This window comes from Methylobacterium sp. D53M, assembly GCF_053345625.1.
Genome location: NZ_JBKFAL010000014.1, coordinates 78,297 through 94,226 on the forward strand (window position 1 = coordinate 78,297; position 15,930 = coordinate 94,226).

The 15,930-nt window shown below is 71.3% G+C and carries 13 protein-coding genes and 1 tRNA gene; 4 read left to right on the plus strand and 10 right to left on the minus strand.

The annotated features are described in order from the left end of the window. From ACLBYG_RS19230 to ACLBYG_RS19245, 4 genes are all read right to left on the minus strand, one after another. Window positions 1-429, minus strand: coding sequence for a hypothetical protein (locus ACLBYG_RS19230; RefSeq protein WP_447682461.1), 429 nt, complete (start codon window positions 427-429; stop codon window positions 1-3). 132 nt (window positions 430-561) lie between these two features. Further along, window positions 562-1,080 carry an Hsp20/alpha crystallin family protein gene (locus ACLBYG_RS19235; protein WP_447682462.1) on the minus strand — a complete coding sequence of 173 codons (519 nt, stop codon included), beginning with the start codon at window positions 1,078-1,080 and terminating at the stop codon, window positions 562-564. 130 nt (window positions 1,081-1,210) lie between these two features. After that, entirely contained in the window at window positions 1,211-1,693 is a 483-nt protein-coding gene (locus ACLBYG_RS19240) for an Hsp20 family protein (RefSeq protein ID WP_447682463.1), read from the minus strand. A gap of 488 nt (window positions 1,694-2,181) precedes the next feature. Continuing rightward, window positions 2,182-4,836, minus strand: coding sequence for a DNA translocase FtsK (locus ACLBYG_RS19245; RefSeq protein ID WP_447682464.1), 2,655 nt, complete (start codon window positions 4,834-4,836; stop codon window positions 2,182-2,184). Between the two features lie 167 nt (window positions 4,837-5,003). On the opposite strand from ACLBYG_RS19245, the gene mtnA reads away from it, so the two are divergent. After that, window positions 5,004-6,107, plus strand: a complete 1,104-nt coding sequence (gene mtnA, locus ACLBYG_RS19250; RefSeq protein WP_447682465.1) for an S-methyl-5-thioribose-1-phosphate isomerase — start codon at window positions 5,004-5,006, stop codon at window positions 6,105-6,107. Between the two features lie 234 nt (window positions 6,108-6,341). Then, on the plus strand, window positions 6,342-7,037 hold the full coding sequence (locus ACLBYG_RS19255) for a class I SAM-dependent methyltransferase (RefSeq protein WP_091682754.1): 696 nt from the start codon (window positions 6,342-6,344) through the stop codon (window positions 7,035-7,037). A 7-nt stretch (window positions 7,038-7,044) separates the two neighbouring features. Here the strand turns inward: ACLBYG_RS19255 and ACLBYG_RS19260 are convergent, their stop codons facing one another. From ACLBYG_RS19260 to pth, 3 genes are all read right to left on the minus strand, one after another. Continuing rightward, window positions 7,045-8,034, minus strand: coding sequence for a MaoC family dehydratase (locus ACLBYG_RS19260; RefSeq protein WP_447682466.1), 990 nt, complete (start codon window positions 8,032-8,034; stop codon window positions 7,045-7,047). A 150-nt stretch (window positions 8,035-8,184) separates the two neighbouring features. Beyond that, entirely contained in the window at window positions 8,185-9,282 is a 1,098-nt protein-coding gene (gene ychF, locus ACLBYG_RS19265) for a redox-regulated ATPase YchF (RefSeq protein WP_447682467.1), read from the minus strand. 230 nt (window positions 9,283-9,512) lie between these two features. Further along, window positions 9,513-10,121, minus strand: coding sequence for an aminoacyl-tRNA hydrolase (gene pth, locus ACLBYG_RS19270; RefSeq protein WP_447682468.1), 609 nt, complete (start codon window positions 10,119-10,121; stop codon window positions 9,513-9,515). Between the two features lie 295 nt (window positions 10,122-10,416). On the opposite strand from pth, the gene ACLBYG_RS19275 reads away from it, so the two are divergent. Then, on the plus strand, window positions 10,417-10,647 hold the full coding sequence (locus ACLBYG_RS19275) for a hypothetical protein (RefSeq protein WP_020094261.1): 231 nt from the start codon (window positions 10,417-10,419) through the stop codon (window positions 10,645-10,647). A 14-nt stretch (window positions 10,648-10,661) separates the two neighbouring features. On the opposite strand, the gene ACLBYG_RS19280 is transcribed toward ACLBYG_RS19275, so the two are convergent. Further along, window positions 10,662-12,887: an FUSC family protein gene (locus ACLBYG_RS19280; protein ID WP_447682469.1), complete on the minus strand. Its 2,226-nt coding sequence runs from the start codon at window positions 12,885-12,887 to the stop codon at window positions 10,662-10,664. 199 nt (window positions 12,888-13,086) lie between these two features. Between ACLBYG_RS19280 and ACLBYG_RS19285 the strand changes: the two genes are divergently transcribed. Continuing rightward, a tRNA-Arg gene (locus tag ACLBYG_RS19285) sits at window positions 13,087-13,163 on the plus strand. Window positions 13,164-14,411: 1,248 nt separating this feature from the next. Here ACLBYG_RS19285 and ACLBYG_RS19290 read toward each other — a convergent pair. Together ACLBYG_RS19290 and ACLBYG_RS19295 are read right to left on the minus strand one after the other, a co-directional pair. After that, on the minus strand, window positions 14,412-14,744 hold the full coding sequence (locus ACLBYG_RS19290; RefSeq protein ID WP_447682470.1) for a hypothetical protein: 333 nt from the start codon (window positions 14,742-14,744) through the stop codon (window positions 14,412-14,414). Window positions 14,745-15,155: 411 nt separating this feature from the next. Beyond that, window positions 15,156-15,719, minus strand: coding sequence for a MucR family transcriptional regulator (locus tag ACLBYG_RS19295; protein ID WP_447682471.1), 564 nt, complete (start codon window positions 15,717-15,719; stop codon window positions 15,156-15,158). Window positions 15,720-15,930 lie beyond the last annotated feature (211 nt).

The following is a 15,930-nucleotide window of genomic DNA, read 5'->3' on the forward strand; positions in this document are numbered from 1 at the left end:
TCAGTTCAGCAGGGGCTCCGGTCCGGCCGGACCGCGCTCCCAGCGCCGGATGAGCGCCGCGGGGACGGGGGGCTCGGGCGGCGGGGCTGCGGGCGGTGCCGAACCCTCGTCGAGCGCCTGGAGCGCCTCCAGGATCGCGCTCAGCGGCACGGGCTCGGCCCGGCAGCCCGGCAGGCAGCGCAGGGTCGGGCAGGACTCGACCGCGCGGGCGTCGGAGGCCCAGGAGGCCAGGATCGCCCGCTTCTCGGCCCGCGACAGGCCGGGATAGCGCAGCACCTCCCGGGGATGCCGGAAGACGTCGCCCGGCGCCACGAAGGCCTCGAACGGCTCGACCGCCTGCGGCCTCAGGCTGGCGGCCGCCACCGGACCGAGGCGCCCGATCTCGGGACGGAACGCGGGATGGACGGGGTTGGTATCGATCGGCTGCATGCGACCCTCCTCATCGTGAGCAAAGGCTGGGGCGGCCGGCGAGCCCGATCGGGCCGCGCCGGCCGTCGCGTCATGCGTTCGGGTCCGCGACCGCGCAGGCGGTCACCCCCCAGGGTCGGCCCAGGGCCCGGCTCAGTGCTTGGCGGCCGGCGCGCCGGTGCCGTTGATGGCGATGCGCCGGCGACGCTCCGGCGCCTCGGCCGCGCGCGGCAGCGTCACCGTGAGGACGCCGTTGCGGAACGTCGCCGCGGCCCTGTCCTCGTCGACCGGCACGGGGAGGGCGATCGACCGCTCGAAGCGGCCGTAGCTGCGCTCGGAATAGCCGCGGTCCGTGTCGGTGGACTCCGCGCGCTTCTCGCCCTTCAGGGTCAGGACGCCGTCCGCGATGAGCAGCTCGACGTCCTTCTCGTCGAGCCCGGGAAGCTCGGCGGAGACGCGCAGCGCACCGTCCGCCTCCGCCAGCTCGATATGGGGCCAGCCGAAGCCGCGGCCCGCGAGGCTCGGCACGCCGCCGAACCCGCCGAACACGTCGTCGAACAGGCGGTTCATCTCCCGGTGCAGCGTCAGGAAGGGGCTGGCCGGCTCCTGCGACAGGGCGGCCGGCGCCGGGGCGGGGGTGCGGTTCCAGGGAATCAGATCTCTCACGCTCATGGTCCTCGCTCCATCGAATGCGGTGCAGTCGTGGGAACGGGCCCGCGGGTCCGCGGACCCGTGAGGGATATCATCCGTGTCGACAGGGGTGCCCGGGCGCGCCGCCCGGGGCACCGGATCAGGCCGCCATTCAGGCTGCCTTGGCCTCGCGGGCGATCTGCGCCGGGGCGTTGTCCTGGCCGGACGCGGCCGTCGTGCCGCCGATGGCGATGCGGCGGGGCTTCAGCGCCTCCGGCACCTCGCGCTTCAGCGCGACGGTGAGCAGGCCGTTCTCCAGCGACGCGCCCACGACCTTCACGTGCTCGGCCAGATTGAACGTCTGGCGGAACGTGCGGGCAGCGATGCCGCGGTAGAGATAGTGCTTCTCACCTTCCTGGGCGGCCTTCTGACCCGAGACGAGGAGCGTGGTGTCCTGCTGGGTCAGCTCGATCTCGTCGGGCGTGAAGCCCGCGACCGCCATGGTGATGCGGTACTGGTCCTCGGCCAGCTTCTCGATGTTGTAGGGCGGCCAGGCGGCCGACGGCTCGACGCGGTCGGCCTGGTTGATCAGCTCGAACAGGCGGTCGAACCCGATGGACGACCGGAACAGGGGCGAAACGTCGTACGTCCTCATAACCACATCCTCCGACGAGCAACGTGACTACAAGCAGCGCCGGACACCGTGCCCGGCGCCCTCAGAGCGAGCCCGTTTCCAGGCCTCGCACGCGCGTAACGTGCGGGCGAAGGGCCGGTTCCGCGTCGCGCGAAATTTTTCGGGTTGGGCGGGGGCTGGCCGAATACGGTGATCCGATCCGCGCGGCCTCTCCCGCTGAGCTGCCGGCTGCACGCGCTCGCGGTCTCGGTCAATCCGTCCATCAGAATGAGAGCGCGGGTCCCCTTTCCCGAGCGGGAGAGGGACAGGGTGAGGGACGCGAACGTTCAGAAGACGGCCCGCCCCGTCTGCGCGTCAAACCCGTGCCCTGTCCGGAGACTTCCCATCCCTCACCCCAACCCTCTCCCGCTCGGGAGAGGGGGCGCGTCGCGCTCCGTCGCAGGCCGCACCGCGAACACGTGTCGGCCGCAAGGGGGAGGGGGTGCCGCGGACGCGACAGGCCCACGCTCTCAGCCGACCGCCTCCTCGACGAGGATCTCGCGCTTGCCGGCGTGGTTGGCCGGCCCGACGATGCCCTCGACCTCCATCCGCTCCATGAGCGAGGCGGCGCGGTTGTAGCCGATCTGCAAGCGGCGCTGGATGTAGCTCGTCGACGCCTTCTGGTCGCGCAGCACCACCTGCACGGCCTGATCGTAGAGGTCGCCGCCGGCCTCGCCGAAGGAGCCCTGATCGAACACAGCGCCGTCGAGTTCGAGCTCCGCGGCGCCGGCCTTGCCCTTGCCTCCGCCCTTCTCGGGCGTCCCCTCCTCGTCGTCGGCGGTGACGGCGTCGAGGTAGCTGGGGCGGCCCTGGCGCTTGAGGTGGGCGACCACGCTCTCGACCTCGCTGTCCGAGCAGAACGGCCCGTGCACCCGCGTCGTGCGCCCGCCCCCGGCCATGAACAGCATGTCGCCCTGGCCCAGAAGCTGCTCGGCGCCCATCTCGCCCAGGATCGTGCGGCTGTCGATCTTGCTCGTCACCTGGAAGCTGATCCGGGTCGGGAAGTTCGCCTTGATCGTCCCGGTGATCACGTCCACCGACGGACGCTGGGTGGCCATGATCAGGTGGATGCCCGCCGCGCGCGCCATCTGCGCCAGGCGCTGGATCGCCCCCTCGATGTCCTTGCCGGCCACCATCATCAGGTCGGCCATCTCGTCGACCACGATCACGATGTACGGCAGCGGCGCCAGATCCATCGCCTCGTCCTCGTACACGGCCTCGCCGGTGTGGCGGTCGAAGCCGGTCTGCACGGTCCGGGTCAGCACCTCGCCGCGCGCCGCCGCCTCGGCGACCCGGGCGTTGTAGCCGTCGATGTTGCGCACCGCGATCTTGGCCATCTTCTTGTAGCGCTCCTCCATCTCGCGCACGGCCCATTTGAGGGCGATGACCGCCTTCTTGGGGTCGGTGACGACCGGGGAGAGCAGGTGCGGGATGCCGTCGTAGACCGACAGCTCCAGCATCTTCGGGTCGACCATGATCAGGCGGCACTCCTCGGGCTTCAGCCGGTAGAGCAGCGACAGGATCATGGTGTTGATCGCCACCGACTTGCCCGAGCCGGTCGTGCCGGCGACCAAGAGGTGCGGCATGCGCGCGAGGTCGGCGATGATCGGCTCGCCGCCGATGTTCTTGCCCAGACACAGCGCCAGCTTGTGCTTGCTCTCGGCGAAGTCCGTCGAGGCCAGGAGCTCGCGCAGGTAGACCGTCTCGCGCTTGGCGTTCGGCAATTCGATGCCGATGGCGTTCCGGCCGGGCACGACCGCGACGCGGGCCGAGACCGCCGACATCGACCGGGCGATGTCGTCGGCGAGCGCGATCACGCGGCTGGACTTGGTGCCGGGGGCGGGCTCGAGCTCGTAGAGGGTGACGACCGGGCCCGGCCGTACCGCCAGGATGTCGCCGCGCACGCCGAAATCGCCGAGGGTCGCCTCCAGCAGCGTGGCGTTCTGCTCCAGCGCGTCCGCCGAGATCAAGCTCGCCTGGGACGGGCCGCGGGGGGCCGCCAGCAGGTCGAGGGCGGGCAGGGCGTAATCCTCGGGACGGACGGGCGGCGCGGGCGCGCGCCGTGCCGGCACGGGCGCTGCGGGTGGCGGCGCCACCCGGGACGCGGTCGGCTCGGCCCGCGGCGTGACCGGGCGCTGCGGCGCCTCGAACGCGTCCGGATCGTCCTCCGCGTCGTCCCGCGGCGGCGCGGCGCGGCGGGCCGGCGCCGCGGGGGAGTCCTCGGACGCGTCGAAGACCGGCTCGCGCCGGCTCGCGCCGGCCTGCCGCCCCTCGGGCAGGTGATCGGCCCAGGGCAGGTCCGCGTCCGTGAAGGCGCGGCGGGCCGCGAGGGCGGGCGACGCGCCGTCGATCGGCTCGGCCCGGCCGGCGCGCCACGCGGCGATCCGGTCGGCCGCGGCGCCGCGCAGGCCCATTAGCCCCTGCGCCAGGGCGCCGACACCCACGAGGCCGAGGCTCGGCTCGTCGGAATCCTCGCGCTCGTCGCGGCCCGAATCCCGGCTCCGCGCCGGCGCGCGCCGGACAGGGTAGGGATCGTCGTGCAGGCTGTCGTCCTCGACGGCGCCGAACCGGCAGGCGCCGGTCAGGCTGAGGATCGCCACGGCGGCGTAGCCGAAGCCGACGAGGTGGGCCGCCGCCGACGAGACCGCGCCGACGATCACCCGCGCCATCGACAGCAGGCCGTCGCCGGCCACGCCGCCGAGGCCGGTGGGCAGGGGCCAGCGGGTCGTCGGCGGGAGCGCGCTCGCCACCGCGCTCGCGGCGCAGAAGCCGATGATCCAGAGGGCGATGCGCAGCCCGCCCTCGGGCAGGTTGCGCTCCCGCATCAGCCGGATACCCCAAAGCACCGGCGGCAGCACGAAGGCCAGGGAACCCAGGCCCAGGATCTGCATGGCGAGGTCGGCCACGACGGCGCCCGGCTGGCCGAGGACGTTGTGGGCGGCGTGGTCGGTGGCGTGGTTGAGGCTCGGGTCGTCGATCGACCACGTGGCCAGGGCCACGGTCAGCGCGACCGCGCCGGTGAACAACACGAAGCCGCCGAGCTCCGTCAGGCGCTTGCCCAGGAAGGGGCGAACGCTGTCGACGAAAGTCTCGTAGGGCGATGCGGGACGGCGAAGCGAGCGCATGCGGGACCGGACGCAGGACGGGGACTTACCCCCGAGGCTAGGCACGACCCCCTTAACGACCTGCTAAGGTTGAGGAAGGCTCACCGGCGCCCGGCCGCGCATCCCCAGGCTGTCGCCGTCCGCGCCCACGGGTGCAAAATCCGCCCCGCTGTGGCACAGGGTCGGCCATGAACATCGACGGCCAGCCCTACCGCACGATCTTCCCGGACCCGGACGGCCTCAGCGTCCAGGTGATCGACCAGACCCGCCTGCCCTTCGCGTTCGAGCTGAAGCGCCTCGCCACGCTGGAGGACGCCGCGGTGGCGATCCGCACGATGATCGTGCGGGGCGCGCCGCTGATCGGCGTCACGGCCGCCTACGGGCTGGCGCTCGCCATGCGCGCCGACGCGTCCCACGACGGGATCGACCGGGCGGTGGCGACCCTCGCGGCGACGCGGCCGACCGCGATCAACCTGCGCTGGGCACTGGACCGGGTCTCCACCAACCTGCGCCAGGTCGCGCCGGACGAGCGCTTCGCCCGCGCCTTCGCGGAGGCCGGCCGCATCGCCGAGGAGGACGTGGCGAGCTGCCGCTCGATCGGCGCCCACGGCGGCCAGATCATCGCCGACCTCCACGCGGCGAGGGGCGGCGACCGGCCGGTCACGGTCTTGACCCACTGCAATGCCGGCTGGCTGGCGACGGTGGACTGGGGCACGGCGCTCGCGCCGATCTACGCCGCCCACGCGCGGGGCGTGCCGGTCCACGTCCTGGTCGACGAGACCCGGCCGCGCAGCCAGGGCGCCGCGCTCACAGCCTTCGAGCTGAACGGCCACGGCGTGCCGCACACGGTCATCGCCGACAATGCCGGCGGCCACCTCATGCAGCACGGCGGCGTCGATCTCTGCATCGTCGGGTCGGACCGGACCACGGCGAGCGGCGACGTCTGCAACAAGATCGGCACCTACCTGAAGGCGCTGGCGGCCCACGACAACGGCGTGCCGTTCTACGCCGCCCTGCCGTTCTCGACCATCGACTGGACCCTCGACGACGGGGTGAAGGAGATCCCGATCGAGGAGCGCGACGGGCGCGAGGTCACCCACATGACCGGCCGGCTGCCCGACGGCGGCTTCGCCACGATCGAGGTCGTCTCCCCCGGCAGCCCGGTGGCCAACCCCGCCTTCGACGTGACGCCGTCGCGCCTCGTGACCGGGATCATCACCGAGCGCGGCATCTGCGCGGCGAGCCGCGAGGGCCTGTACGAGCTCTACCCGGAGCGCCGCCGGGCGGCGTGAGGGCGGATCTCCGCGCGGCCGCGGCCGCCCGGCACAGTATCCGGGTCTTCCCGAACGCGGTGTGACCGAAAAGGCAGCCTCGGGGGCAATTCGCGCCCCGTATCCGCGCGGCCGCTTTCGCGGCTCGACGGTGTTCGGCAGAACGGATGCCGGAGCGCCGTGGGGAAGAACAAATCTCGACGGCGGACGGACTGATCATCCCAGTCCGATCTCGACACCTTCGAGGTGGCCGCGATGGCGAAATTTCATTTCGTCGAGGATTACGAGGCGTACGTCCGCCAACTGATGCGCGACTTGCCCCTGGACGAGGCGATGAGCGTGGCGGTGGGCGGCGACTACGACCGCATCGGCGCGATCGAGTGCGAGATCCTCCAGCATTTCGGGCTCCGGGACGGCCAGTCGGTGGTCGATTTCGGGTGCGGCTCCGGGCGCCTGGCGGTGCATCTCGCCCGCACCGCGAGCGTCGCGTATCTGGGCCTCGACGTCGTCCAGGACCTGCTGGACTACGCGAAGCGCCGCTGTCCCAGGGACTACCGCTTCGCCCGGAACACGGCGCTGTCGCTGCCGGTCGCCGACGGCAGCGTCGACCTCGTCTCGGCCTTCAGCGTGTTCACGCATCTCCTGCACACGGAGTGCTACATCTACCTGGAGGAGATGCACCGCGCCCTCAGGCCCGGGGGCCGCGTCGTGGCCTCGTTCCTCGAGTTCAGCATGGCCTCGCACTGGGGCGTCTTCACCAAGACGGTCGGCGAGCAGCGCACCAGCACGGTGCCGCACCTCAACACGTTCATCGAGCGCAGCGTCTGGCAGACCTGGGCCGACCATATCGGCTTCGACAGCGTGACGTTCCTCGACGGCACGGCGGCGCCGTGGCCGTCGGGCGTGTATCTGGGTCAGTCCCTCGCGGTGCTCGGCAAGGCGCCGGCCTGAGGCCCGCTCACGGCTCCCACTGGTGGAAGACCGCGCTGTCGAAGGCGAAGACCGCCTCGCCGCGCTGGTTCACCCCGGTGTTGCGCGCGAAGGCCAAGCCCCAGCCCGGCCGCGACGCCGAGGCACGCTTGTCGGTGAGCTTGGCGCTGAACCGGACCGTGTCGCCCGCGTAGACCGGCTTCAGCCAGCGCAGGTTCTTGAACCCGGGGGAGGGGCCCGCCTCCGGGACCGGCCCGCGGGTGGCCGTGTAGGCGGCGTCCCGGGCGCGGGTCGTGAGCATCCGGTTCATGTAGGCGGCGGTCGTGTGCCAGCCGGAGGCGCAGAGGCCGCCGAAATGGCTGCGCTTGGCCGCGTCGTGGTCGAGGTGGAAGGCCTGCGGGTCGTAGGCCCGCGCGAAGGCCACGATCGCCTCGGCGCTGAACGGGTAGGCGCCCAGCTCCCGCACGGCGCCGATCTCGGCGTCCCGCAGGAACGGCAGGATCTCGGCATCCTCCGGCTCGGTGACCGGCCCCGGCACGCCGATCTCCACGGGCCGCGGGGGCAGGGGATCGGTGCCGCGGCGGGCCAGCATGAAGGTGAAGCGCTGGGTCAGCACCGTCTCGGCCCGCTGGTTGGCGAGGGCGACCTCGGCGGTCAGGAAGCCGAGGCCCGGCTTCGAGGCCGAGTCGCGCAGGCCCGCGACCCGGAAGGTCAGCGTCAGCGCGTCCCCCGGCAGGACCGGCGCGAGCCACCGCAGCTCGTCGATGCCGGGCGCGCCCAGCGACGAGCCGCCCCGGAACGGCCCCTGCTGGAGCAGGCGCATGCCCAGGGCCGCCGTGTGCCAGCCCGAGCCGATCAGCCGGCCCGCGAAGGTCGTCTCCGCCGCCGCCTCGTCGAGGTGGAAGGGCTGGAAGTCGAAATCCTTCGCGAAGCCCACGATGTCGTCGCGGGTCACCGTCAGCGGCGCCCCGACGATCACGTCGCCGACGGAGAAGTCTTCCAGGGCGGGATCGGGCATGGTGGGCTCGTCACGTTGATCAGTGGGGCAGGCGATCGGGATCGCCGTCTTTGCGAGCGGAGCGAAGCAATCCAGGCGGCGCCGCGCACACCGATGTCGCGCTGCCCCGGGTCGCGTCGCTGCGCGCGCGATGACGGGGTGGGGCCGACCTCAGTTGGCGAAGCGGAAGTGCAGCACGTCGCCGTCCTGCACCACGTACTCCTTACCCTCCAGCCGGAGCTTGCCGGCATCCCGGGCCCCGGACTCGCCGTTGAGCGCCGTGTAGTCCTTGAACGCGATGGTCTCGGCCCGGATGAAGCCCTTCTCGAAATCCGAGTGGATCACCCCGGCCGCCCCGGGGGCGCGGGTGCCCTTGGTGATCGTCCAGGCGCGGGCCTCCTTGGGGCCGACCGTGAAGTAGGTGACGAGGCCGAGCAGGTCGTAGCCGGCGCGGATCACCCGGTTCAGGCCCGGCTCGGCGAGGCCCACCGCCTCCAGGAACTCGGCTTGGTCGGCCTCCGGCATCACGGCGATCTCGCTCTCGATCTTGGCCGAGACCACCACCGCCACGGCACCCTCCGCCTTGGCGCGGGCGAAGACAGCGTCCGAGTAGGCGTTGCCCTTGTCGGCGTCGCCCTCGTCGACGTTGCAGACGTAGAGGACGGGCTTGGCCGTCATCAGGCCGAGCGACTGGAACAGCTTCTCCTCGTCGGGCTTGCGCTCCACGAGGCGGGCGGGCTTGCCCTCGCGCAGCAGCGGCAGGGCGCGGTTGACGAGGTCGAGGGTCTCCTTGGCCTCCTTGTCGGCACCCTTGGCCTTCTTCTCCAGCGCCTGGGCGCGGCGCTCCAGGCTGTCGAGGTCGGCGAGCATCAGCTCGGTCTCGATGGTCTCGATGTCGGCGGCCGGATCGACCTTGCCCTCCACGTGGGTGACGTCGCCGTCCGTGAAGCAGCGGACCACGTGGGCGATCGCGTCGACCTCGCGGATATTGGCCAGGAACTGGTTGCCCAGACCCTCGCCCTTGGAGGCGCCGCGCACGAGGCCGGCGATGTCCACGAAGGTCAGCCGCGTCGGGATGATCTCCTTCGAGGAGGCGATCCGGGCGAGGTCATTCAGCCGCGGATCCGGCACCGCCACCTCGCCGACATTCGGCTCGATGGTGCAGAACGGGTAGTTCGCCGCCTGGGCGGCCGCCGTCTGCGTCAGCGCGTTGAAGAGGGTCGACTTGCCGACGTTCGGCAGGCCGACGATGCCGCATTTGAAGCCCATGGGTCAGTTCCGTCGCAGCGCGTCGTCGAGCGACGCGCGGAATGGGTTGATGAGAATCGGGCCCGCGAACACGACGCCGCGCGCCCCGTCCTCGGTCGAGCGCGCGCGACACCGACGCGCCGGGCCGCGGCCGCCGGGAGGCAATCGAACCGCCGACAGCCGGGCGCGACGCGCACCGCCTTCATCGGACCCTCTCGCCCGCCCCGATATCCCGTCCCCGTGTGGGCGTGTCAATTTCTGGCGCCCAGCGTCTTCACGTCGTCCCAGCCGCGGCCGGCCATGGCGAGGTGGACCTTGTTCTGGAAGCTCGCGTCCTCGCCGGCGGCGAGCAGGGCGGCGTGGTCGGCCACCGCCCGGCAGAGATCCTCGACCCAGGGCAGCTCGGCCTTGCCGAAATCGTTGAGCACGTAGGCATGGACCAGCGCCTTGTCGCCGGGATGGCCGATGCCGAGCCGCACCCGGCGGTAATCGTTGCCGCACTGCGCGGTGATCGAGCGCAGGCCGTTATGGCCGGCATTGCCGCCGCCGAGCTTCACCCGGAGCTTGGCCGGGGCGAGGTCGAGCTCGTCGTGCAGCACGATCACGTCGCCGAGCGGGATCTTGTAGAAGCGCTGCGCCTCCGAGACCGCGCGGCCGGACTCGTTCATGAAGGTCGAGGGCTTCAGCAGGATCGCCCGCTCGGTGCCCAGCACAACCTCGGCGGCCTCGCCCTGGAACCGGTGGCGGAACGGGCTCGCCCGGTGCTGTCGGGCGATCGCGTCGACGGCGAGGAAGCCGATATTGTGCCGGTTGCCCGCGTAGCGCGCGCCCGGGTTTCCGAGGCCGACGATCAGCCGCATGGTCTGCATCCCTCTCAGGCCGCGGTCTGTGCCACGCTTCGGCGCGGGACGCATCCCCGGCCGTGCCTGGGCCCGTCGCGCGCCTTCCGGCCCGCGCCGCGTCTCCCCGTGCGCCAGCGCACGGCGGCGGTCGAACCCGGGGCAGAGTATCTCCGTTGAGAGGTCACATTCGGCCAAGCAAAGCCGGAGCGATCAAGACCGCCGCCCAGCGCATCGCGACGACGATCTTCCTCACTCGACACGGTTGACCGGATGACTTCCCGCTGAAGTCATACGAAGACACTCGGAGATCATCATGACCGTTCGCATGCTCGCCGCCGCCGCCCTGGTCGCCGCGGTCGCCACGCCCGCCCTCGCGCAGGGCCTGGACTCGAAGCACTCGCCCTACCCGGCCTCGGCCTATTCAGGCTGGGTCGGCAACGCCCCCGTCCTGTACCGGGACGCCGCCGGCCCGGCCCGGCCAGCCGCCTACCGCTACAGCGGCCCGCATGCCGGCGGCCCGGCCAACGCCCTGCCGCGGTTCTGACGGGGGGCCGTCCGTCAGGACGGCAGGACGGGCTGACCGGCCCGCGCCGCGGTCCCGTTGCTCGAAGCCGGGGCTCCGCCATCCGCAACCGTCGCGGCCCGGATCTCCCCGGGCCGCAGGGTTCCCACCAGAAGATCGACCTGGCTGACGAGGCGCACGAGCGACTGTCCGCGATCCAGCGCCGGCCGCTCGGGCACGGGCCTGTCCGCGCCCAGGGCCGCCAGGGTCGCGGTGATCCAGGCCCGCCACGGCTCCGCCTCGGGGGCGGCCGCCTCCGGGGCGTGCCGCAGGACGATCAGCCGGGCGCTGATCCGGCGCAGGGTCGCGTCGGCCACCAGGGCGGATTCCACCTCCGGGTGGCTGCCGGCCCGGGGCTGCTGCAGGGCGCGGGAGAGCGCCGCCTCCAGATCGTTGAGGGCGAGGCCGGCCTCGCGGCTCTGCGCCGCGATCGCGGCCTCGCGGCCCTCGCCGGGCGGCGCGCGGAGCACCGCCTCGGCGAAGCCGGCCTGGGCCTTCAGCGCCCGGCGCAGCTCCTGCCGGACCTGATCGGGCTCCCAGATCGGCCAGAGCACGAGGCAGCTCGCCACCGCGATCACGCCGCCCAGCACCGTGAAGCCGCCCCGCATGGCGACGATCTCCCAGGAGCTGTGGCCGGGCTCCAGCAATTCGACGAGCAGCACCACGAGGGGCGTCAGGCAGGTGACGAAGAACCCGTACGAGATCTGGCGCGCCGCGAAGCCGACGATGCTGAGCACGAGGATGAGCCCGGCCTCCGCCAGCGGGCTCGTGGCGTAGTAGGCGAGCACGGCCCCCACGAGGCCGCCCAGCACCGTGCCGCCGATCCGCTCCAGGGCCCGCTGCCACGTCGCCGCGTAGAAGGGCTGCATGGTGAGCACCACGGTCATCACCAGCCAGTGCGTGAAGGCGCCCGCGTAGGTCAGGGTGGCGGCGAGCGCCGGCGCCGCGACCGCGCTCGCCCGCAGGGCGTGCCGCAGGTTGGGCGAGGCCAGGGTGAAGTTCTGCGCCAGCGGCCCGACGTAGCGGGTCCAGCGGTCGAGGCTGCCGCCCTCCGTGATCGTGCCGCCGGGCCGGTAGCCCTCCGGCGTCGACAGCTTGGCGCCGAACCGCACGCGCCCGGCGATCCGGTCGGCGAGGCGGGCCAGGGTCGGGTCCTCCGACAGGCCGTCGGCCACCCGGGCGATGGAGTGCTCCAGGCGGCCGAGGTCGAGGTTGACGTCGTCGCGGATCGCCCGGGCGATGGTCACCAGCAGGGGGCGCAGGCGCCGCAGGAAGACCTTGGCGAGCGCCCGGCGGCGCGCGTCGGGCCGGCTGTCGATCAACTCGCCCACGGCGATCAGCGCGGCGAAGATCTGCTCGGCGCTCTCCAGGCGCAGCAGGGCCTGGGCGGTGCGGTCCGAGACCCGCTCGCGGGAGCGGGCGAGGTCGAGGATCATGGTCCGCGCGGTCTCGATGCTCGCCCGCACGCCGCGGCGGTGCCCCCGCGCGTGGCCGTCGAAGGCGGCCGTGTCGGGCTCCGGCAGGGCGACGAGCCGCTCGAGGTCGCCGCAGAGCCGGGCGAGATTGTGCCAGACCTCCGCCACCGCCCGGTGGGCCGGGCGGTACGGGTGCAGCCGCCAGATGACCAGGGCCAGGAAGGTCGCCCAGAGACCGCCGGCCGCGAACATCGCCGCGGTGACGGCCGCCTGCGCGACGTCGAGCGGCCGGTCGAGGGCGATGCACAGCACCACCACGAGCACGTTGCCGGCCGACTGGGCCTGCACGCTCCAGACGCGCGCGTACGAGCAGACGAAGATCAGCGCGCAGGCGACCGGGACGACCACCGGCAGGCCGAGGGGCTGGATCAGGCCGAGGCCGGCCCAGAGCAGGCCGCCGAGGAACGAGAAGGCGGTGAGGACGCGCAGGCGCGCCCGCATCGGGCCGCCGTTGTCGCAGAAGCAGGCGAGGTTGGCGGCGAGCGCCATGGTCAGCAGCGGCGACCACTGGATCCAGATGTTGAGGAGGATGACGACGCCGAACGCGAAGGCGGCGCGCACGCCCTCCACGAGCCGCACGTTCCGGAGGTCGAGGCCTGTGGGCAGGCGCCGCAGATCGCCGCCCGGCCGGCTCAGGCTGCCCCGGCCGGCGGCGAGGCGGCGGCGCCGGACATGTCCGGGGGGCGAGGCTGTGGGACTCGGCGCGGTCAAGCTCGGTCTCCCGACGGGGGCGCGGCGCCCCGGCATGAACCGCGCTCCGGCCTGACCGGATCCGCGGCGGCGCGCAACCCCGGCCCGCTCCCGGCGCCGGATCGCGAAGGCGCGTCCGGCGCATCGCCGCGGGGCAGTCTCTCCATCCTCGGCCCGATCCGGGACGCCGCGCCGGTCCTCGCCCCGCGCGCTTGACCCTCGGGCGAGCCCGTGGCTTCTGGGGCCGCCTGGCCCCGACTCCGTAGCTCAGCTGGATAGAGCAGCCGCCTTCTAAGCGGCAGGTCGTAGGTTCGAGCCCTACCGGGGTCGCCAGGATTTAACCCGCCACGTCAGTGACTTGGCGGGTTTTTCTTTGCCGCAGCGACCCATTCTGACCTCACAACACGTCGCAACACGGACCGTGAAATTACAAAGGGTTACGACCCGAGCCTACGTGGTTGCGGTTGCTCCACGCAACACGGAAGCAACACGAGAAGGCTGCATTCCTCCTGGCCGCGCAGGCACGTTTTTCGTGCCCTCAGGCCTGATTGATCAGAGGCCCGGTACCTCATCGATGTCGGGTGCCGGCTCTTTGCCCGGCGGCGCGGGATCGTCGTCAGGAGCCGGCGGTAGCCTCGGTGGCGGCATGTCGCCGGTGTTGGGCGGCATCGGTAGACCGTGGGGCAACTCGGGCTCCGGCGGGTCGCTCTCAGGTCTCTTCGTCGGGCCAGCCATCCTTTGCACTCCTGTCGCCGCAGGAAGCGAACAGGTAGCCAGGACGGGTGTTCCACGTGGCGAGGTCACCGCCTGCCTAGCAGCGCGCCGCCGCCAGTCAGCTGGCCTTCGACCAAAGCAGGAAGCCTATAGCGGCCAACAGGAGCTAACCGGACACGCGGGCTATCTCAGCCGCCGGCTCCTCTACTTCCTGACGATCATGATCAGCCTCCGCTAGGATCGTGGAGCACAGCGCGGTCTCGAGGCTCAGGACGGCAGCCAACCACGGCGACATGCTCGAGCCTCACGAAAGAGGCCGGAGTCCGTAGGCCCCAGCCGTGTCTGGGAGGATACGCCCGCCATGGGCGAAGTTGCGTCGTGCATGTTTCGGGCTGCAGCCGCGCGGCTGCGGCATGCTGCCAGTATCGAGCTACTCGGCGACCATGCGGCGGCCCTAGGCCCACAATCCCGCCGCGATCGGCGTGCCTCCTGAGGGCCATGGGGAGGCGGCCGCTTAGTTCACGCCGTCCGGAGTGCCTGCATTGTTGAACACGATCCTGGCGCTTGTCGCCGTCCTCGCCGTCATGGCTGCCCATGCCCTCTACAGGCTCGTGCGGCTGCCCTTCCGGCTCGTACGCGGCCTGTTTCGACACAAAGCCCCGCGGGCCCAGCTGACGGCGCGCTAACCCGTCTCCAGCATGATGCTGTCGAGCCGCGTCGCGTAACGGTCAGGCTCACCGCTGGTGAGATCCGGGGTTCCCCCGCCGTCTGTGATCGGATCAGGCGACGGGGCCGAACCGACCGGCGTCAAGCAAGGGTCGCTGTGGTGCCTGCCGTGCGACAGCGAGTCGAGTGCAAGTCGGTGCCTTAATTCTTGACGATCCGCACATCGCCCTCCGACAACTCGTCGCGCTGGTCGGTGCACCACTGCTGTTCACCGACCTTTTTCACCTCGGCGTAGCGCCGCGCCAGCTCGTCCTTGAAAGCGGCGTTCGCCCGCTGCTGGCCGAGCACCTTGGTGGCCACGTCTCGCGCGGTCTGAGAGATCCGCAGCGCGGTCGTGCCGTCGATCGCGTAGTGCTTGCCGCAGAACGTGATGATGGCCGACTGCGCGCTGGATGCGCGAAGCAGGGCCAAGGCTTGCTCTTCCTGGGTCTGCGCGTAGGCGGGTGCGGCATGCACGCCAACGGCGAGGGCCAAGACAACAGGGGCTCGGCAGCGCATAGCCAGGTCTCCGGCGGTCGCGCCGCCTGCTTTTGTCAACGGGGCAACGACGCGGAGGATCGTGGGTTGCTTGGCTCCGGCGCGGGCTCATCTGGGGCGGGGCGCTTTCCGGAGCCGGCGGATCCGGTTCGAGCTGCTGCCAGGCCTCGTGAATTGCCTTCCGGGTCAGGCCGAGGTCGGCCCAACTGGCGGGGGCGAGCGATTTCGCCTCGCTCCTGGGCGGCATCGTACTTATCTAGCAGCTGCGTGACGCGGAAGCGGCCGACGCTCTCGAAATTGATGCCCAGACCAAGCAGAAGTGAGCACCAATCCGGTCATGGCTGGTGACGACAAAGCCCCGGCCGGGTAGGCGGTCCGGGGCTTTTTTCATGCCATCTCCCTGGTCGTTTATTCGGCAGAAGCTGCCTTCTTTGTCTTGCGAGCCCGGGTTGGCTTTTCGGCCGCCGCTGCAGGCTCCGCAGCCTTCTTCCGGCCACGGGCCTTCGGCGCGTCAGCAATCGCTTCGTCGGCGGCAGCAGCCTTCGCAGCTGCCTTCCGTCGCTGACCGAGCCCGTTGCTCCGGGCGAATTCAGCGCGCATGGCTGAGTAGCTGGCGGCCGTGGACGGATAGTCCACCGGCAGCCCGAAGCGCTGGCGGTACTCTTCCATCGTCAGGCCGTTGCCGGTGAGGTGCCGCTTCAGTGTCTTGTAAGGCTTGCCGTCGATGAAGCTGATCAGCGCGTCCGGTGTGATCGACTTGCGGATCTGGGCCGGGGTCAGCTCCTCCGCCTTTGCCTCGGCTGAAGCAGAAGCGCCGTTGAGACCGGCGATCGCAGCGTGAACGCTCGACAAAAGCGCCGGCAGTTCAGCCACCGGCACGGAGTTGCTCGCCACGTAGGCCGCAACGATCTCGGTCGTTAGCTCGACGAAGGTAGGTTGTTCCGTCATCGGGGTTGATGTGCTCTCGTCCATTTGCGCCTCCATGATGTGCGTGCGCGATGAACGAAATCAATTTGGAGGTTCGTCAAGGGTTTTCGCGGGGTCGCGATAGATATCTACCGGTTTTGCGATTGATTTCTGGCTGATATCAAATTGTAATCAGCTGGGAATGAGAGGAATCCCTGACCGCTCAGACGGGTTGGATCGGCTTTCGGCGATGGGATCGCACCAGCCGGCGTCGAAC